Annotated in this window: 14 protein-coding genes; 2 read left to right on the forward strand and 12 right to left on the reverse strand. The window is 64.7% G+C overall.

Going from position 1 to position 18773, the window contains the following annotated elements:
• Positions 1-537: 537 nt before the first annotated feature.
• Positions 538-1485, reverse strand: a complete 948-nt coding sequence (locus Pan44_RS25560; protein WP_145034564.1) for an SgcJ/EcaC family oxidoreductase — start codon at positions 1483-1485, stop codon at positions 538-540.
• Positions 1486-1706: 221 nt separating this feature from the next.
• Between Pan44_RS25560 and Pan44_RS25565 the strand changes: the two genes are divergently transcribed.
• On the forward strand, positions 1707-2798 hold the full coding sequence (locus tag Pan44_RS25565; protein WP_145034565.1) for a CpaF family protein: 1092 nt from the start codon (positions 1707-1709) through the stop codon (positions 2796-2798).
• 78 nt (positions 2799-2876) lie between these two features.
• Here Pan44_RS25565 and Pan44_RS25570 read toward each other — a convergent pair whose 3' ends face one another.
• Positions 2877-4343, reverse strand: a complete 1467-nt coding sequence (locus Pan44_RS25570) for a Gfo/Idh/MocA family protein (RefSeq protein WP_145034566.1) — start codon at positions 4341-4343, stop codon at positions 2877-2879.
• 609 nt (positions 4344-4952) lie between these two features.
• Between Pan44_RS25570 and Pan44_RS25575 the strand changes: the two genes are divergently transcribed.
• A complete protein-coding gene (locus tag Pan44_RS25575) occupies positions 4953-6095 on the forward strand; it encodes a sialidase family protein (protein WP_145034567.1) in 1143 nt (380 codons plus the stop codon).
• Positions 6096-6158: 63 nt separating this feature from the next.
• Here Pan44_RS25575 and Pan44_RS25580 read toward each other — a convergent pair whose 3' ends face one another.
• The 10 genes from Pan44_RS25580 to Pan44_RS25625 form a co-directional block, all read right to left on the reverse strand.
• Positions 6159-7328 (reverse strand): M24 family metallopeptidase, encoded by a 1170-nt coding sequence (locus tag Pan44_RS25580; RefSeq protein ID WP_145034568.1) that lies wholly within the window; start codon positions 7326-7328, stop codon positions 6159-6161.
• A gap of 102 nt (positions 7329-7430) precedes the next feature.
• On the reverse strand, positions 7431-9017 hold the full coding sequence (locus tag Pan44_RS25585; protein WP_145034569.1) for an aldehyde dehydrogenase (NADP(+)): 1587 nt from the start codon (positions 9015-9017) through the stop codon (positions 7431-7433).
• 92 nt (positions 9018-9109) lie between these two features.
• Positions 9110-11239, reverse strand: a complete 2130-nt coding sequence (locus tag Pan44_RS25590) for a hypothetical protein (RefSeq protein WP_145034570.1) — start codon at positions 11237-11239, stop codon at positions 9110-9112.
• A gap of 65 nt (positions 11240-11304) precedes the next feature.
• The gene (locus Pan44_RS25595; protein ID WP_145034571.1) at positions 11305-11838 is read right to left on the reverse strand and encodes a hypothetical protein; all 534 of its coding nucleotides are present in this window, start codon (positions 11836-11838) and stop codon (positions 11305-11307) included.
• A gap of 256 nt (positions 11839-12094) precedes the next feature.
• Positions 12095-13765, reverse strand: a complete 1671-nt coding sequence (locus Pan44_RS25600) for a hypothetical protein (RefSeq protein ID WP_145034572.1) — start codon at positions 13763-13765, stop codon at positions 12095-12097.
• Between the two features lie 137 nt (positions 13766-13902).
• Positions 13903-15015: a glycosyltransferase family 2 protein gene (locus Pan44_RS25605; RefSeq protein WP_145034573.1), complete on the reverse strand. Its 1113-nt coding sequence runs from the start codon at positions 15013-15015 to the stop codon at positions 13903-13905.
• 241 nt (positions 15016-15256) lie between these two features.
• Positions 15257-15685, reverse strand: coding sequence for an ATP-binding protein (locus Pan44_RS25610; protein ID WP_145034574.1), 429 nt, complete (start codon positions 15683-15685; stop codon positions 15257-15259).
• 155 nt (positions 15686-15840) lie between these two features.
• Complete coding sequence (locus Pan44_RS25615; RefSeq protein WP_145034575.1) at positions 15841-16200, reverse strand: STAS domain-containing protein; 360 nt, start codon at positions 16198-16200, stop codon at positions 15841-15843.
• A 209-nt stretch (positions 16201-16409) separates the two neighbouring features.
• Positions 16410-17042: a thioredoxin family protein gene (locus tag Pan44_RS25620; protein ID WP_145034576.1), complete on the reverse strand. Its 633-nt coding sequence runs from the start codon at positions 17040-17042 to the stop codon at positions 16410-16412.
• Between the two features lie 10 nt (positions 17043-17052).
• Complete coding sequence (locus tag Pan44_RS25625) at positions 17053-18726, reverse strand: multiheme c-type cytochrome (protein ID WP_197453656.1); 1674 nt, start codon at positions 18724-18726, stop codon at positions 17053-17055.
• Positions 18727-18773: the final 47 nt, after the last annotated feature.

Raw genomic sequence — 18773 nt, forward strand, 5'->3', positions numbered from 1 at the left:
GGACGTGCTCCTGCTCCAGGCCGGGCTCCCGGTCCTGTTCCGGGCCTGTTTGGCAATGTTGTGACCGGACGATTGCCACCGGGCCTGCCCGTCGGCAGCTTCGTTGACGGGGGCCGAATTCCGCCGGGACGGTTCATTCCAAGATTCGGACCGGACGCACCGGATCCACCGGGCCTCAGATGGCCGGCGCCGGGCCGCGAAGTGGGACGCGATCCGATATTCGGTCGACCGCCGCCGCTGTTGGGTTTCAGTCCACCGCCGACGTGACTGGGACGCTTTCCTCCTCCGCCATGAGCGATGGGTGAGGGACGGGAATGCGCGCCACCGGATGGGCGATTGACCTGTGGTCGGGCGGAGGGACGCCCACCACCCAGGTGGGGCGCACCGGCGTGTCCGCCAGCGTGATGACTTCCTCCGCCTCCCCCGGGCCGTGCTCGGCCGCCAGAAGGCCGGCCCCCTTTCAGGCCGGAACCAGCGGCGACTGGAGGCACCAACAGGAGTGCGACGACGACACTCATCGCGCGATGTGTTTGCATATCACTTCCCCTCCTCGCTGGTCGCGGCCTCAGCGGACGGTGCTGCGGTGCGAACGACAGTGACAGCAGCAACGCGGGGGACAGGCTCGCCATTGACTTCATGGCCGACGAGTCCGATCTTCATCGAGTTGTCGTCGACCGGCGTGATGACATAGGTTCCGGAGGCGACGCCGGCGTCCGCGAGGGTCTGCGTCGATTTGACGAGCCAGTCGCCGCCATTCTTCGACCAGATGGCTTCGCCGAACGAGCCATCGGCATTGAACGTCCACGACCGGATTTCGTGGGAACGCGGATCCCAGCCGATGATCTGGGTTCCCGACATCTCTTCTTCCTCCCCGAACTGGGTCGAGAAGCGGCGGACAAGAAAATTCCCGCCGCGCGACCACGCGAATGACGAGGTGGTCGCGATTCCTTCCGTCTGGTCGGCCCAGTCGCCCACCATCCACGCGAGTTGCTGAAGGGCATCGTTCGCGGTTTCCGGCTGGGGAACCGGCGACTCCTCGACGCTATCGAGCAACCATGCATCTCCCTGTTTCACCAGGAGCGCGGAGAATTCGATGACGGCCGGTTCCTCACCGGGGATAAGCGTTGTGACTGTTCCCTCGGCCTGCGCGACCGTGGGCGTCACCATCCGAACTTCGCCGGCCTCGACGGACAGCTTCGCTTCGGGAATCTCCTTGAATGCCGTTTCGAGATCCCGAACGATCGCGTCACGGCCGCGGGTCTTGACCCCCGTGGCGCGGTCGACGTGGACCCCCGCTTCCGTCCAGAGTTTGCCGACGGCCGCGGCATCGCGCTTGTTGAAGGCCTCTTCGTAGGCCCTGGTCACGGCTCCCATGCTGGCCTTGTCCTTGTCGTCACGCGTGTCCTGCGCGGTCGTCGGACGCGGATGGGCGGCCAGGAGAACTCCGACCACTAGAGAGCAGTGCGCCACTTGTCGCGAGGTCATGCTTCACTCCGGCAGAGACCTGGACGCCGCAATCGGCGTCACAATCGGGTGGACATCCGAACTCGAATACAGGCTGAGCCCGTCTTCAACAGACTTCAAACACTCGTTGACTGAGTCCCAGCATTGCCTCGGTCGATCGGGAAAGTCCAGCGCAGCGAACGCCCGCGCGAAGAGGCGTTGATCGCAATGAATCGGATGAAGGGACCGCTTACAATCCCGCCATGACCCGCGACGAAATCTTCTCGGCGAGCCTCCAGTACTTTCTCGCGCCCATTCGCGACCTGCTGGGAGATCATGACGTCACCGAAATCATGGTGAACGGCCCGGATGAAGTGTTCGTCGAACGCGGCGGGCGGCTGTTCTCGACCGATCGAACGTTCTCCAGCGACGACGCGCTGCGGTCGGCCGTCCACAACATAGCCCAGTACGTTGGACGCGAAATCAACGCCGATCAGCCGATTCTCGACGCCCGGCTGCCCGATGGTTCCCGAGTACACGTCGTCATCCCTCCCAGTTCGCGGGGCGGAGTCTGCCTGACGATCCGCAAGTTCCGGCGCGACACGCTGACTCTGTCGGACTTCGTGCGGCTGGGAAGCCTGTCGGAGATGGCGGCGGAGTTTCTGTCGATCGCTGTTCGCCTGCGGAAGAACATTCTCGTTGCTGGTGGCACTGGGACCGGGAAGACCACGTTTCTCAATGGGTTGTCGTTCGCGATTCCCGCTGATGAACGGATCATCGTGATCGAGGACAGCTCTGAACTCCGGCTGGGGCAACCGCACACCGTTTACCTGGAGGCCCAGACTGCGGATTCCGCGGGACGTGGGGCCGTTTCGATCCGGCAGCTGTTCATGGCGTCGCTGCGGATGCGTCCAGACCGGATCATTGTCGGCGAGGTTCGCGGCGGCGAGGCGCTCGACATGCTGCAGTCGATGCTCAGCGGGCATTCGGGAAGCCTGACGACCGTGCACGCCTCGACACCGCGTGATGCGCTGGTGCGGCTCGAGACGTTGTCACTGATGTCCGATGTGGAGCTGCCCGTGTATGTCGCCCGGGCCCAGGCGGCATCGGCGATTCACCTGGTCGTCCAGCTCAGTCGATCGTCGGAAGATGGACGCCGGCGTGTGACACGGATCACTGAACAGACCGGGCTGGACGACGCGAATCGCTATACGTTTCGCGACTTGTTCCGGCTGGATGTCGGCAGACGAGGGCCAGAACTGGTTCACACGGGAGAAGGAGCGTCGTTCGCAGGTGAACTGCGTGAGCAGGGGCTCGAAAGCGAAGCCCGGCTGTCTGCCTCCGTATGGAAGTGACAGGCTCAACGCAAAACACCCCGGCTGCCTGGGAGCGACCGGGGTGCTTGTGAGTGGTCGGTCTTCAGGTTGCTGTCATTACAGCAGGCCTTCGTAGCCGGCTCGGTAGGGGCGACGGACGATCTGCGCGAGTTCAGGAGCGTTCGGCGTCGTCATCGAGCTGGCATTCCATTCGATGACCTTGCTTTCACCCGTCGCAGCAGCCCAGACGGCCAGGTTGCCCAGCAGGATGGTTTCGGTGAGCTTGCCGGCATAGTTCTCGAAGTTGGCCACGGCCCGCTTCCGCTTGCCAGTGACCGATTCATGGAACTCGAGGAAGTGGCCGGGTGACCGCTCGTACTCGACCTTGGGCACTTCCTTGTTGCCGCCGATGTTGACCATGAACTCGGCCGCGTAGTCGTCCCACGCGTAGAGATATCCTTTGTCGCCGAGGATGATCGCGCCGGTCGCCTTGCCGTCGGGGTTCTTTCCTTTACGGCGGAACTTTTCGCCGCCGAGGAGCGATTCTTCCGGCATGTAACCGCCGTCATACCACCACACCGTGATCGGCCCGCGCCACGCGTTGGCCGGGAACTCGAACTTGATCTTCGACTTGGCCGGGTAGGTGTCGCCGTTGTGTCCGGTGACGACCGATTCCGTATCTTTCGCGGCGTCAAAGTCGCCGCGATTCTTGCCGTTATCCTTCTTCACGAGCATCGGCGTTTCGCACCAGGCCTGGATGGAGACCGGGTCGGCGAGGTCGAGGCCCATGTAGGGCATGTTGAAGGTGTGGCAGGCCATGTCGCCGAGGGCGCCGGTGCCGAAGTCCCACCAGCCGCGCCAGGCGAAGGTGTGGTATCCGGCAGCGAAGGGACGGAGCGGCGCGGGTCCGAGCCAGAGGTTCCAGTCGAGGTTGGCGGGAACCGCCTGCGACTTTCCGCGCGGTCCACCCTGCGGCCAGACCGGCCGGTCGGTGAAGACGTGGCATTCCTTGATGTTGCCGAGGGCGCCGGACTTCAGGACGGCCGCTGCTTCCCGCAGTCCGCGGTTGGCGGTGCCCTGGTTGCCCATGCTGGTGGCGACGTTGGATTCCTTGGCGATTTCCTGGAGACGACGGGCTTCCCAGACGCTGTGAGTCAGCGGCTTCTGGCAGAAGCAGGCCTTGCCCAGCTTCATCGCCAGGGCGGCGGCGACGGCGTGGGTGTGGTCCGGCGTGGAGACCGTGACCGCATCGATGTTCTTTTCCGTTTCCAGCAGCTTGCGGAAGTCGGTGTAGGTGGTTGGCTTGAGGTCCTTCGTCAGTGCGCGCTTGGCGAGGTCGATCGAGCGGCTGCCGAGGGTGTTCGAATCAACGTCGCAGACGGCGACGATGTCGCCGTTGTCCGAGGCGTCGTTGGAGTCGCTGGTTCCTTTGCCGCCGAGGCCGATGCAGGCGTAGCGGACACGTTCATTGGCCGACCGCTCCTGGGCGAGGACGGTGCGGGTCGCCGTGCCGCCGACGAAAACCGCGGCGCTGATTGCGGATGACGTTTTGACAAACTCTCTGCGGGAGGCGCTGAAACGCATGATTGGAATTCCTCGCTGTCGAGACTGTGGTGAACCGATTCTGCCTGGTCAGTCGGATGACGTCAGATACGGGTCCGTCAAAGTACGCCGTCCGCAGGGGAAACAAAAGCGTGCCCCTCACGGCAGCAGGGCTGGTCACTTCTTCAAGATGGGCCAATTCATCGTTGGGTTGCGCCGTCGCCGCAACATGACCTGCGGTGACGAGAGACGACCGACGGTGAAAGAGGGACTCGCCCCGCCCCAATCCCCACCCGCCCAAGCACTTCCGAGTACCGAGTACCGGGCCCACCCGCGCAACCGCCCCCGTCATGATGGAGGATCCCATGAACACAACCACCATCAACCTGTCGTCACACACCCCGGCCCGGCCTGCTCCATGTCTGCATCACGCACGCTCTCCCGATGCCTCCGCTGAACTTCGGCGGGAAATAGGGCGAGGAGTACAGTGCCACCCACACAACGCGCCCTCCTCGCTCCCTCGGCGTCAAAGACCTCCGCAGTTTCCCCAGTCCCCGCCCGAGCCTGCGAAAACCGCGAATGCTTTCGACGCGGAGCGAGAGCCGTTACACAAGAGGGCCACTGCCATCGCCTCCTGTTTGCGAGTGACCCATGCGCTGCTTCGCTGGTTTTGTTTCGGCCCTGATGGTTGGTCTGCAGACGACTCTCGCCGTCGCGCAGGCCCCCGGATTTTCGATCCCCGTCGTCGATCTCGACGGCGACACCGCCCGGCAGGTCACCGTCGACCGCGAACCGGGCCAGTACCTCGGACATCCGACCACGCTCCTGCTCGAAGATGGACGCACGATTCTCTGCGTCTATCCGAAAGGACACGGCAAAGGGGCGATCCAGTACAAGCGCAGCTCCGACGGCGGAAAAACCTGGTCCGACCGGCTGCCGACGCCGAAGAGCTGGGAAACGTCGAAAGAAACACCCACGCTTCACCGGGTCGTGGACGCGTCGGGGAAGAAACGCGTGATCATGTTCAGCGGGCTCTATCCCGTCCGCATGGCCGTCAGCGAAGACGACGGCGCCACCTGGTCCGAACTCCAGAAGGTCGGCGATTTCGGCGGCATCGTCGCGATGGGGGATGTCATCCCGCTCAAGTCGGCTCCAAAGCCGCAGTACCTCGCCTTCTTCCACGACGACGGCCGCTTCTTCGCCAACACAGGCAAGGCGACGGGCGTCTTTACTCTCTACCAGACGCTCTCGACTGATGGCGGCCTGACGTGGGGAACGCCCCGCGCCATCCAGACCTCTGGCGATATCCACCTCTGCGAGCCCGGGATCGTCCGCTCTCCCGATGGTTCCAGGCTGGCGATCCTCCTCCGCGAGAACCGCCGGGTGAAGAACTCGCACGTCATGTTCTCCAGCGACGAAGGAGCGACATGGTCCGAGCCCAAAGAACTCCCCGGCTCGCTGACGGGTGATCGCCACACCGCGAAGTACGGCCCGGATGGCCGGCTGTTCATCTCCTTCCGCGATGTCCCGAAGAAGGGAACGTCGAGCCCGACCGCCGGCGACTGGGTCGGCTGGGTCGGAACCTGGGACGACATCGCAGCCGGCCGCGAAGGCCAGTACCGCATCCGTCTCAAGGACAACACGAAGGGGAACGACTGCGCCTACCCCGGCGTCGAAATCCTGCCGGATGGAACGTTCGTCACAACAACCTACGGCCACTGGAACACGGGCGAGCCACCGTACATCCTGAGCGTGCGATTCAAGCTCGAGGAACTGGACGGCCGGAAGCGCTAGAAAAAGAAAAGCCCGGCTTCTTTGAGAAGCCGGGCTTTCGGCAAGTGAGTATCGAGAGAGGGCTCAGGTCAGCGAAATGTCGTGGTGCGTGATGCACTCGAAGCCGGTCTCGGTGACAACGTAGTTTCGCTCGATCCGCATGCCGGCGACGCCGGGAATATACGCGCCCGGTTCCAGCGTGATCACGTCTCCTGCTTCCAGGATGTCATCGCTCTGCGGCACAAGGATCGGCGGCTCGGGATGCGCGAGCCCGATGCCGTGTCCCGCATGGTGGGGGAACGCATCGCGTTTGCCGGCATCGGCAAACGGTTTCATCACCGCGGCGTGAACGTCACTCGCCTTGGCGCCCGCCTTCAGCGCCCCTTCGCCCCCCTTCATCGCCGCCTGGCAGATCGCGAACAGTTCCTGCGCCCCGGCGCTCGGCGCACCGCAGGCCAGGGTGTTCGTGAAGTCGGCCCGGTATCCATTCAGGACGACCGAATAGTCGAGACAGAACAGGTCGCCGTTCTCCAGGATCTTCGTGGTCGGCAGGCCTCCCACCTTGGGCTGTGCGGCCGTCAGCGCGCGGAAATCGCCATACACGAGCCCCGGTCGCCCCGCCTCTGTCAGAGCGGCCTTCTGCACTTCGAGATAAATCTCGAGTTCAGAAATACCCGGCTTCAGAACCTCGCGCAGCCGTCGCATCCCGGCCTCGCCCGCCTTGGCGGAGAGCTTCAGAAGATTGATCTCATCCGCCAGTTTGTTACGCCGCAGTTTCCGGAGAATCACGCCCAGGTCGCGGTCCGCTTCCGGGTCTCCCTTGGCCGAGATGGTGAACGCCGCGCGGGAATCCATCAGGAGCACCGGCACGGCCGCCGGAAGCCATTCCCCCTCGATGAGTCCCGGCCGTCCGGCCAGTTCCGACGCGATCTGCCCGACCGCTGCGAACAGGGCATGGTCGCGGTTCACGACCGCATGCTGGTGGTCGTACCACTTCTCGACGACTTCACGGTCGACAAACGGCGTTGCAGCGGCCGACCGGATCGTGAAGTTGTCACCGAGCAGGGTCGAACGTCCCCCGCGTTCGAGCAGCAGGAGCGCCCGCTCGCCGCCGGAAAAGCTCAGCGGCTGCACCATGAAGTTCGACAGGTACAGCACATGCCGCGGGTCGGCGATGAGGAGCCATTCGACTTCCGCGGGCACGGCGTCCCACAGACGCTTCTGGCGGGCAAGGCAACCTTCTTTGGTCAGCATGTGATCACGCAGTCGAACAACGAGCGGAAAACCTGCGCCCGTGCTGCCCAGGCAGACGGACGGTCGAAAGCTGAAGCGACCCGCGCACGGGCCGTCTCGAAATCAGCCGGGAATGTCTCCCGTCATCCAGACTCCGTCAACCAATCGCGACAGCTTCGGATGGGGCGACGTGTTCTGCAGACCGGCAGGCAGGCGATGCGGCCGGACGGCGTCGTAACAGTGCAGCGCCGAAAACCTCCGGATCGAAGCGGGGATGCCGACCGCAGTGAACCCGGGATGTCCGGTCGCCGGAAAAGGTCCGCCGTGATTCATGGCCGGGCTGACCGCCACGCCGGTCGGCATCTTGTCGTTCAGCAGCCGCCCCACCTTCTGCCGCAGCGCCGGAGCGAGGCGATCGTAAAGCGGATCATCACTGCCGTTGGAGCTGGAGTAGATGCACCCAGTGAGATTCCCTTCGAGCGCTCCGACCATCGAAAGCAGCTCGGTCTCATCCTTCGCCACCACGATCAACGACGCGTTCCCGAACGCTTCCGTCTGCAGGCGATGGGGATCCTTCAGGAACGCCGCCGCATCGACGCGCAGCAGCGTGTTGGCCACGCAGCACCGCGCCGGATCGGCCTTCCCCGAAGTGAGCTGTTTCGCGCCAGCCGCTCGCAACGTGTCGAGCCCCGCACCGAGACTCTTTTCAACGGAAGGCCCCAGCAAAGTTCCCACAGGAGCCGCGTCAAACCGTTTCGCCACGTCCGCGATAAACGTCTCGGTCTCCGGCCCCGCAATGAGGAACACAAGTCCCGGGTTCGTGCAGAACTGTCCGGCTCCCATCAGGCAGCTGCCCGTAAACTCTTCGGCCAGCTTGTCGCCCCGCTCCAAAAGGACGCCCGGCAGCAGATACACCGGATTGATGCTCGACAGCTCCAGATAAATCGGCTTCCCGACCGCATCCGCCGCCCGCTTGAGCACGACCCCCGCATGCCGGGCCCCCGTATAACCGAGCGATCCCAGCAGCGGATGCCCGGCCAGCTTCTCACCATCGGCGTGGGAAATCCGGTACACCAGCTGAACGAATCCCGCCGGCATCCCGGTCGCCGTCGCCGCCTCGTGCGCCGCCTCGGCGAATAGTCGCGTCGTCGTCGGATGCGACGGATGCCCCTTCGCGATCACGGGACATCCCGCCGCAACCGCGGCCGCGAAGTCGCCTCCCGAAATCCCGTTGAAGGCAAACGGAAAGTTATTCGGCCCGAACACCGCGACCGGCCCCAGCGGCGCGTGCATCGAACGGATGTTCTGCTTCGTGTCGATCGTCGGCAGCGCCCACGAGCCTTCGCGCGCCGCGGCCGCGGCCTGCCTCAACTGGTTGATCGTCCTTGGCAGCTCCGCAACCTTGAGTCGCGGCTCGACCGGCAGCGCCGTCTCCAGGTTCGCAATCTCGACGAGCTGCGCGGCCCGCGCTTCAATCCGCTCCGCATACGCCTCGAGAAACGCCGCAAACCGTTCCCCCGGCCAGGTCCGCACTTCCTGGAACGCCCGATCGGCCGCCTGCAGCGCCGCTTCGATCTCGCTCCACGGACTCACGGGGTACGCGTCCGGAAGGGCCTGGCGTGTCGCCGGGTTCACGGCCGTAAACGTCTCGGTCCCCCGGGAAGCGGACCACTGACCATTGATGAGGACGGGATGAGCGGAGGACGGCATGACCTGGGATCGCTTTAGAGGCGGCGGAAGGATGGCCACCGATTCTAGAGCGATCGCAGGAATGCGTCTTGGCTCGGGGTCACTCTTCCGGATTAGTTCCCGTTGCCGGTCGTCAGCTGGGCCGCCGCAACTCCAAACAGCGCCCCGGCCAGCAGATGCCGCTCGATGAACGCCAGCGTCGCTTCGCCGCACTTGTACTGCAGCATCACCAGATCCCGCGGCTGGATGATGATGTCTTCCTCCGCTTTCAAGCGGGCGCGGTACAGGTCGACCTCGATCGGCACGATCCGGCCATCTTCCAGCCGGCGGCGAATGATCACGCGGCTGGGACTGATCGTGACGTCGCTGTTCAGCGCCGAAACGCCGCCCGACGACGACATCGTTCCCCCACCGCCGCCGCCCACGCGCGACTGCGCGATGGAAACGGCCTCCAGCACATGCAGGTCGCGATCGCGCGGAAGCTGGTACTCACCGCCTCCCAGGAGGCCCCCCGTATAGAACACCTCCGATTCGCGCGACTCGATGAACACGATGTCGCCGTCATACAGCGTGACGTCTTCTTCGCAGATGTTCGGCGTCTCACCAGCCCCAAGACGGATCGGGATCCGGATCACGTTCGGGCTGTCGATCGTCAGGTCTTCGTAGTTGAACTGCTCAGGGAACAGCCCGGCGATCGGCGTGCGGGTCTGGCAGGTCGAGTATCCGCTGTCATACGACGGGACGTTCCACGACGGAGGCGCGTTGTCATACACCGGCCCCCCATACGGCGCGGCATTCTCCGGAAACCCTTGCTGTGCGCCATATCCAGTCGAATGCGGCGCGGGATATCCGCCACCTTGCGGGTACTGCTCCTGCATCGCGGGTACGGAATGGCTCCAGCCCCCCGGGGAGCCATAGCTCTCATACTGCGGAGCCGCAGACGGCTGCTGCGAATAGACGCTCGACGCCGGCTCGACCGACGTGGCCTGAACGTCGCGCCCGCCATACTCGGCCGTGCGCACATCCATTGCGGAGCCACCCCGCTGTGTCGAATGACCGGCCATCGAGGTCGAGTGTCCGCCGAACAGATCCTGCATGCGCGAGGCACGCGACTGCGGGCTCTGCCCGCGGATGATCTGGTGCGACTGCGGCAGGATCGGCATGCCGTTCTGCGGCGTGCCGTATTGGATCCGTTCCGGCGGCGCGTAGGGCTGCTGCACCGGCGGGCGCGGCTCGGAGTGCTGCGGAGCCATCGGACTGGTCGCCGCCGGCGCAGGCGGAGAAGCAGGATTCGCAGGCCGTTGCTCCGGCGCGTACGCCGGTGTCTGCGGTGGCGTCTGGACGGGAGGCCGCTGCATCACCGGCTGCTGGGCCGGGGCGTATTGCGGCTGCTGGATCGGCGGAGCCATCACCGGAGGCGGAGCCACGGAAACGGCCGAGCTCGCACTGCGGGCTTTGTTGCGGCGGATAATGTAGATCGCGTTCTCGGCGTCGAGCCCTGGCAGACCGTTGTTTCCGCCAGAGCTGCTGGTCAGCGCATGCAGCACGTCGTTTTCATACGCCCGGAGCCGGACCACCTGGCCAGTGCCTCGCTTGGAAACGCCAGGGTTCACGGTCCCCTGCCCCGACCCGCCTGCGGTCGTCGATTCCGTGGCCTCCTGGCGCACGACCATCACGCGATATTCGCGCGGACGCCACAGCGACACCATGATCTGCGAGTTGTTCATCTGCATCAGCTGCGCCTGCTGACAGGCCCGGCCGATGGCGACTTCCACCTCGTGCAGCGTCATTCCCTGTACGTTGATCGGCGGCAACTGCGGCAGGACGAGCGTGTGGTCGTCCCGCACGGTGATCGGGTAACCCATCGTCGGCGGGTCGATCGTGTTCGCCGGCGCCGTGATCGGTGGCGCTTCGCCGACCGACTCCCGTCCCAGCGCCGGACCGATCAGACTCCGCGTCCCGAGCAGGCCCGGAATGTAGATTGCAAGAATGTCGCCCCCTTCGACGCGATGCTGATCCACAGGCGACCGCACGAGCAAGCTCAGGTTGATCGTACGCCGCCCCTCGCGGGATTCTCCAAGCAGTTCCTGGGGAACATGGCTGGCCGGAACGCCCCGGAGCGGCCGGAATGCCGCGCACCCCGGCGACAACATCATGCTGCCAATGAGCGCCGCAACGATCCGCTTGCGGCGGAGCGCGGAGGCGACTCGTGGTGGCGTCGATGATTCAGCCCGGATCGGCATTTCAGTTCCTTCTCGTGTCGTTCTCGACTCACTCAGGCGCGAGGCGGTACGGGAGACGAAGTCGTTCACCACGTGCCGGCGTCGCATGTTCCGCCGCATTGCCCCCCACACACGCCGCAGCTGTAGGCCGATGCGATCACGCCTTCTTTCCCCAGCATCGCCAGGGCCCGTTCCGCCCCGGCCGTGTAGCCGGCGAGCCAGTCGCAGGCCTGCTGCTTTCCCGATTCCGTCCGGTAGCAAAGCCCCCAGTACCGCCGAGGCGGTACCGCCGGAGTCACGCCCCAGCCCCCCTGCGCCACATCGACGAACGCCTGTTCAAACCCGTACGCGTAGTCGCTCGAGAAATCGCATTGCGACTGATGCGACAGCGACTTCAGGCATTCCCGGGATGCGCACTTCGCGCGGTGGGCCGTGATGCAGTCATCGATGTCACGGGCATACAGCGGACTGCAGTTGCTGTTATGCAGATGGGCGCGGCCGGGAATCCAGGTCGTGATCCCCCCCGCGCAGCCCCCGAAGAACAACGCGGCCACGGCCGGCGTCATCTGCCAGTAGCGCTGCCGCCACGCCGCCAGACGGTCCCACGCCCGCCAAGACATGAATGGTCCCCCCATGATTTCCCCCGCCTCGCCCGCTTGAAGGTCCGGAGATCGATGCGCGATCCCCGGCGGCCGGCTCCGCCCCCCGGAACCGCCCCCTCGCCGCAAGGCGTTTTCGATCGGCATGAAGCGGCGCACTGTCGCCACGCACTGCCGACTCTCGCGGAGATATCGGTCGCGCCAACAAGCAGGATCGACGCAAAACGCGGGTCGGGAGGGTCGTTCCAACGGTGCGAAATGCACTGCCGCTAGATCTTCACAATCCGGCCGATTCTGCCGCCAGCGGGAAGAACGCCGTCTCGACCGGTCCCACCGGCCCCGTCACCTCGTGCACCAGGTAGGGCCCCGACCGAAAAACCACCGGCTGGTCGTACGGAAACGAGTTCAACGCCCCGCGGGGGCACGCGAACCGCCAGTTCTCGACTTGCGAGTCGTCGAGCGCAACGGCCGGATCGAGCCCTGCTTCCAGCAGGTCGCTGACCACATACCTCTGGCGGGAGTCGCGCAGGGCCTCGGCAATCTCGCCCGACCGGCCCGGAAAGAGACGCAGATGCGTCTCGGTGAACACGTACCGCGTCGACGGCCGAACCTGAAGCGCCGGATACACATGAATCGTGTGCGTGTGATAGGCCGTCAGTTCGCCGTCAGCGACCCGATGGTCCCGTAGAAAGCCCTCGACCCGGGCCAGGTGAGTCCATTCCGGCAACGGCAGGCGTGCGAGGGCAGCACGCAGTCCTGGCGACGCTTCGCGTCCGAAGCATCTCGGCCACGCAGCCAGTTGATCGCTGCGCAGGGCGAACGACGGAACGAGGCACAGAGCGCCGGCCAATGCCAGCCGGGTGGGAGACCACTCCCATTCCGACGGAATTGCCCACACGGAGATGAGAACGACCGCTCCCAGGACGAGCGCCGGAACATGGACGTAGTCGAACAAATGCTGCAGAAGCAGCGACTGGGCGATCCATCCGAGATAGAGCGCGCTGGCGATCACGGCGCGGGACGAATGCGACGCCGCCACACCCGGCTTCGCGGACACTTTCAGCTGCCGCCACAGGACGGCCATTGAGACCGGAATCGCGACGACGTGGACGAGTGACCAAGGCGCGAGCCGTTCCTGGACGGACCACAGGCGGGCCCACGACCAGCGATTCCCCGAGGCCGCGACGTAGTCGCGGTTCCACTCGGTGAGGATCGACCAGAACGGCGTCCAGGCGTTGTGCTCGATCAGCCACGCGATTCCCGCCAGGCCCACGAGCGAACCGCCCAGGATGACAACCGCCTCGTCAGTAAGGATTCGTCGCCCCTTCACCCCCGACGGCCGCGGAACGCACCACGATGCGACAATGACGCAGACCGCCGGGACAACCACATGCGGCTTGAGCCAGACTGCCGCTCCCCACAGCAGTCCCTCCGCCAGCGCGGAACCGATGCCGTGCCGCAACCGGGCCAGTCCGCCCTCATGCGCGTCGTGGGCTTCAAGTCGCCGGATCCGCAGTGAAACCGCGCCGAGAACAAACGGCAGCATCCACACATCGCGCTGACAGTGGCACCACTCACTCAACGTCGAGTAGCCCGTTGCCAGGACGATGGCGACAAGCAAACCCGTCCTCCGATCGCACCCCGCCAGACGCACTGCCAGCCACACTGCCACACCGAACCACAGCAGGTCGAACACCCGCAACGCTTCCGACGACCATCCTGCGACGGAACGCACCAGCAGGTGGAGCCAGACCGCTCCGGGTAGATTCGGTTCCAGGATGTCCCGGTACAGGGTCCCGCCGTCCCGCACGAGCTGCGCCTGCAGGTCGTACATCACCGGATCAGGACCCAGCGGCGAACGCAGGAAGAGCGGCCCGTGAAGCAACAGTCCCCCCGCAACGATGGCCCAGGCCACCAGACGTTCGAGAGTGACAGAACGGGAGGACATCAACCGGCGGGGAAATGAGTCAGGGGCGCTGCCTCAAAGCTACCCCACCCGTGTCACGCCGCTGTGAATCCCCGTTGTTGTTGAAAGAAGACGCGGCGAAACAATCAGAACCACCGCCACGAACGGACTTCCCGGCGCTACATCGACGCCACGCTCGCGTCTGAACGCAGCCTTCGCGCGGCCCGGACGAGCTCCACCGCAGTTCGCGGCAGCATGGTCTTCGCCAGGGTCTTCCAGGAGTTCCGCGTCGCAGGACGCTGGCGAATCGCCTTGAGTGCGTGTGCAGCCGCCAGACGTCGCTGGCCCCCTTCAATCAGCGCGGCCGCGAGCCAGTCATGGGCCTCGGCCCGGATGCGATCCAGTTCCCGGTCGGTCAGTTGGAGTTCCGGGCGATGGTGTGCAATCTGCTCTTCGAGGGTCTTGAGAAACGCGGTCGCAAAATGAACCTGGTTCTTCAGGTTCGTGATCTGGTCCGCTCCGCCGATGCGGTAGTCGATCGTCGCCTGGTCGAGGAACGCGACAGCCCCCAGCCGCGTTGTCGCGAGATGGAACTTGTAGTCCTCGCCCCCTGCTTTCATCGACTCGTCAAACAGGCCCACGGCCGCCGCCCGCTCGCGGCGGAGGACGACCGTAGACGTGTGCACGAGGTTGCCATACAGCATGTGCGAATAGATCGGACCCCACGAAAGTTTGACGCCGGCGAGGGCCGGGTCAATCTGTGGAACCACGTCCTGAAGCGGGGCTGATTCCGGGAACAATTGCCCTTGAGCCAGGCGCCGATAGCCCTTGTACATCCTCTGCAGGTAGTTGCAGTGCACAATCCGTCCCTGAACGTCGACCGCGTTCATGTCGCTCCAGACCATCCCAACCGCCGGCAGGGCGCGCAGCACTTCGACCTGCGTCGCCAGTTTCGTGGGGTGCCAGGCGTCGTCAGAATCGAGAAACGCAATCATCGCGCCGCGGCAGTTCGCCAGCGCCGTATTCCGGGCCGCGGAAACCCCACCATTGGGCTGACGCAGATAGCGGATCCGGTTGTCGGCCGCGGACATCGACGCCACGACGCTCTGCGTCTCGTCCGTGGAACCGTCATCGACGACGACCACTTCAAGGTCAGTCCACGACTGCGCCTGCACGCTGCGGAGCGCGGAACGCAGGAGTTCGGCCCGGTTGAACGTCGGTACGACAACCGAAACCAGTGTCTCGCGGTCGGCGGGACGCTCCAGATTGGAAGTGGAATCGAGCACGGGCATTGCAGAATCCAGTCCCCGAACGTGGCCGGCGGCAGAAGGCGCCGCGGCGGTGGGAATCCGCTCAACGCTAGCCGGCTGGATAAGGAAATCCTTATCAAAGTGGCTGGGTTGTGCTGGATGTGACGGGGCGAAACCCCACCCGTCGACAAGAGCAGCAGAACCGTCAGAATCGACCACTCACCTGGACGCGCTCACACCCCACCGGGCGTATCGCGAAAACCGTGGCCTTGCTGGACCCGCCTCAGCCCGCTTCTTCTTCCGTCGAACGCAACTTCTCCAGACGGATGCAGTTCCCCTTCTCGTTGAACTCCACCCGGTTCATGAACGACTTGATCAGCATCAGCCCGCGGCCGCTGGCACGCTCGATGTTTTCATCGAGCGTCGGATCGGGGACGTCGTCAGGAACATAACCCGGACCCTGGTCTTCGATTTCGACGTACACCCGGTCCTGCTCGACGTCGCACTGGATGCGGACCGATTTGTCCGGATCGAGCTGATTGCCGTGCTTGATCGCGTTGACGAGCGCTTCCTCGAGAGCCAGCCGCACCGAAAACACGTCCCGCATCGAGTATTCACGCTCTTCCATCAGGCTCACGATCCGCTCCTGGACTTCATGTCCGGCGGATGTGTCGCTGGGAATCGTGATTTCGAGGTGGACAGCGGAGGACATGATGCCTCGATAGTTCCTGACTGCCCGCGACGAAGTTTTGCCGGGAGGGCCCCAAAAGCCTCAGGTCGCCCTCGCCTCAGCAGCCGGAAGCGGTGAACCGCTCCTTCAGTTCCGCGACACGACGGCCGAATCGCCGTCGAGGGCCGTTCCGTGGATTACAAACCGGCAACCGCCTCATCCTGGGTGTTGCGAATGTCGAACACCTTGTTGAGCCGGGTGATGGCGAACACTTCGTAGATGTCCTTGCGGATGTTGCACAACCGCAGCTTGCCGCCCGACGCCTTCACCTTCTTGTCCATCGTGATCAGTTTCCCGAGCGCGGCGCTCGAGAGGTACTCGACGTTCGTGAAGTCGAGAACGATCTTCTTCCGGCCATCCTCTTCGATCAGACCAAACAGCTGGGTCCCGATGATCTGGATGTTGTTCTCGTCGAGGATCTTCTTGTCGATGAATCGCGCGACAGTCACGTCGCCGACTTCTTCGATATCGAGCCGTCGTTGAACCGGTGCAGCCATATCCCACTCTTTCAGGAGCCAAACGCCTCGTGCGCCGGGCGACTGCACTGCAGACGACCGTGCGTTGCGGACCGGGGCGGAAGGGTAAGGAACCTCACCCGGGACCGCCGCGCCAAACACGCAGTTTTGCGATCTTCGCGCTGTAAAACGATGCTGTCAAGGGTCGGTTGCGGAGCCATCAACTCTCGTCGACGCCCCCGTCCCGGCGATCAACGCCCGCTCGAACTCGATCGACGCTCACGGGCATACCGCACCCGGCAGCCCCGCGCAATCACTTCGCTCACTTCAGGTTTCGTTCCGCCTAGCGCCGCCGCGATTGCCTCTTCGACATACCGCCGCTTCACCTGGCTCGCGTCCGTCGCGTCGTCCATCGCCCCCATGTACACCACCCGCCGCTCGCGGTTCAGCACGTAGAACTCCGGCGTGAACACCGCGCCGAAGTCCCTGGCGATCTTCTGGCTCTCGTCGGTCACGTAGGTGAACGCGAACCCCTTCTCCTTCGCCCGCGCCGTCAGCGCCGGCAGAAGATCCTCTTTCACCTTGTTCACCGAGATCGCCACTACCGCGACCTGCCCCTTCTCACCCCCCTGGGCCTTCGCCAGCGCGTTGATCCGCTCCTCGTAGTCGACCGCCGTCGGGCAGCTCGCACACGTGAACACGACCACCACCACCGGCTTGTCCGCCAGGTCGGACAGCGAATGCTCCCTGCCGTCTGTCCCCGGCAGCTTCATCCAGGCGGGGGCCGCATCGCCGATCGACAGAACGTCGTTGTATTCACCAGCCGCGGCCGGCCGTCCCGCCAGGAACAGCAGGACGGCGGCAAGCATCAGGGTCCGGGGCATCGCGCGCTCGTCAGTTCTTGCCGTAGTGCTTGACGGGAGTACGCCCGTCTTCGCCGTTCCAGTACTTGTCGAAATCGAAGTGCGGACTGTTGTCGTGATCGTGGCAGTCCTCGCAGTCACGCGTGTTCATCAGCGCTTCGCGGGACGCCGTCAGCTCCTTCGTCACCTTCTTGTCCTTGGCGAACGCCCGCTCCAGCGTCACGTGCGCGCTCCCCGGCCCGTGGCAGTTCTCGCACTGCTGACCCGCCAGCTCGGGCGTCGTCTTCAGGTCCACGAATCCCGATGTCAGCCGCACCGCCCGCTGTGGATGCCAGCCCGTCGCATGACACGCGACGCACTCTGGGTCGAACTGGCGGTCGACGACGTATTCCTTCGGTTCGTCCGCCCGGCCATGCGAAAGACTCTGTGTCGCGAACGCATGCCGCGTGTTCTTCCACACCTCGAACGCCTGCTTGTGGCAATCCTTGCACTGGTCGACCCCCACAAACTTCAGGTCCCGCTGTGCCGAGTCGAACGGCATTTCATGCGCGCTGTCGGGCCGCTCCATTTCGATCCGCTGCTGGTAGTCGCGCATCAGCTGCGTCATTTCCGGAGCGTTCTTGAACCGGTCCCGGTCCAGCTCCACCAGTTCAAACGCCCCGACCACCGGCTTGCCACCCCGGTTGTAGATCGCCACGCACGGAGCATGCTTCCCCTTCATTCCCGGCTCAACGTAGAGCGTGGTGCCGACCCGCTGTTCCTTGCGCACCGGGTCTTCCGGCCCGGACGCCGTCACCACGATGTCGAAGCCAGGCGCCAGCGCCTTCGATTCCTCTTCGCCAGCGTGGGCCAGCAGGATCAGGATCTGCGCCCCTTGGGCCTTCATCTTCTGGATCACGCCCGGAAGCACCGACTCCGGCGGATCGATTTTCAGCAGGTTGGGATCGACCCCCGCGAACTCGGGAATCCGATTCACGCCGTTGTCCGGATGCGGGTCGGATTTACCGACGATCGACGTGATGCCGAACCGCACGCCCCCGGCATCGACAATCTGGAATTCCTTCGGCATCCCGATGTCGCGCGAGCCGAAGATCGTCACGTTCGCACTCACGAACGGCACGTAGCCCTCTTCCACCGACCATTCGGAGTGCAGCGCAAACAGGTTGTCGGCCGTCAGCTTCAGTTCTTCGATGCCAAGGCCCCACGCCTTGTATTTCATCATCTGCGACGCCTTGCGGAAGAAGTCCAGCTTCAGCTTCGCCTGGTCCCGCGTCAGCCGGTCCTTGTTCAGGTTTCCGCCCACATCGACGGCCATCGTCGACCAGCCCCGCTGCCACATCTGGTGGAACAGGTCCATCCGCCGGGCCAATCCCCCCGCCTGGTTCTCCGTGCATCCGCAAGGCTCGAGATATCCCTGCTGCTCACCAGTCAGCACCAGCACGATGGCTGGCTTGTCCCAACCCTGGAACGCCTCGCCCGGCCGGCCCGCCGCGGCACGTGCTCGCTGCTCAGCAACTTTCCGCTGCGCGGCCGAAAGCGGCGGCGTGCTCGACGAAGTCCCCTGCCCGGCCGCAACACCGGGGGGCTTCCCCTGCCCCTGCCCCTGCACCGGCGACTCGGTGCAGCACCAACCCAGAAACAGCGCCGCGCTGAAGCAGATGGCCGCTCCCAGATGCCGAATGGGCGAACCCGTCCCCAGTGACATTGCGTCGAATCTCCGTCCGTGTGGTCGAACCCCGGTCATCGGGGATG

Source organism: Caulifigura coniformis (assembly GCF_007745175.1).
Lineage (GTDB): Bacteria > Planctomycetota > Planctomycetia > Planctomycetales > Planctomycetaceae > Caulifigura > Caulifigura coniformis.

Excerpts from the sequence above, each read along its gene's own strand:
- Pan44_RS25560 (WP_145034564.1), bottom strand. The coding sequence starts at position 1,485 with ATGACCTCGCGACAAGTGGCGCACTGCTCTCTAGTGGTCGGAGTTCTC.
- Pan44_RS25565 (WP_145034565.1), top strand. The coding sequence starts at position 1,707 with ATGACCCGCGACGAAATCTTCTCGGCGAGCCTCCAGTACTTTCTCGCG.
- Pan44_RS25570 (WP_145034566.1), bottom strand. The coding sequence starts at position 4,343 with ATGCGTTTCAGCGCCTCCCGCAGAGAGTTTGTCAAAACGTCATCCGCA.
- Pan44_RS25575 (WP_145034567.1), top strand. The coding sequence starts at position 4,953 with ATGCGCTGCTTCGCTGGTTTTGTTTCGGCCCTGATGGTTGGTCTGCAG.
- Pan44_RS25580 (WP_145034568.1), bottom strand. The coding sequence starts at position 7,328 with ATGCTGACCAAAGAAGGTTGCCTTGCCCGCCAGAAGCGTCTGTGGGAC.
- Pan44_RS25585 (WP_145034569.1), bottom strand. The coding sequence starts at position 9,017 with ATGCCGTCCTCCGCTCATCCCGTCCTCATCAATGGTCAGTGGTCCGCT.
- Pan44_RS25590 (WP_145034570.1), bottom strand. The coding sequence starts at position 11,239 with ATGCCGATCCGGGCTGAATCATCGACGCCACCACGAGTCGCCTCCGCG.
- Pan44_RS25595 (WP_145034571.1), bottom strand. The coding sequence starts at position 11,838 with ATGTCTTGGCGGGCGTGGGACCGTCTGGCGGCGTGGCGGCAGCGCTAC.
- Pan44_RS25600 (WP_145034572.1), bottom strand. The coding sequence starts at position 13,765 with ATGTCCTCCCGTTCTGTCACTCTCGAACGTCTGGTGGCCTGGGCCATC.
- Pan44_RS25605 (WP_145034573.1), bottom strand. The coding sequence starts at position 15,015 with ATGCCCGTGCTCGATTCCACTTCCAATCTGGAGCGTCCCGCCGACCGC.
- Pan44_RS25610 (WP_145034574.1), bottom strand. The coding sequence starts at position 15,685 with ATGTCCTCCGCTGTCCACCTCGAAATCACGATTCCCAGCGACACATCC.
- Pan44_RS25615 (WP_145034575.1), bottom strand. The coding sequence starts at position 16,200 with ATGGCTGCACCGGTTCAACGACGGCTCGATATCGAAGAAGTCGGCGAC.
- Pan44_RS25620 (WP_145034576.1), bottom strand. The coding sequence starts at position 17,042 with ATGCCCCGGACCCTGATGCTTGCCGCCGTCCTGCTGTTCCTGGCGGGA.
- Pan44_RS25625 (WP_197453656.1), bottom strand. The coding sequence starts at position 18,726 with ATGTCACTGGGGACGGGTTCGCCCATTCGGCATCTGGGAGCGGCCATC.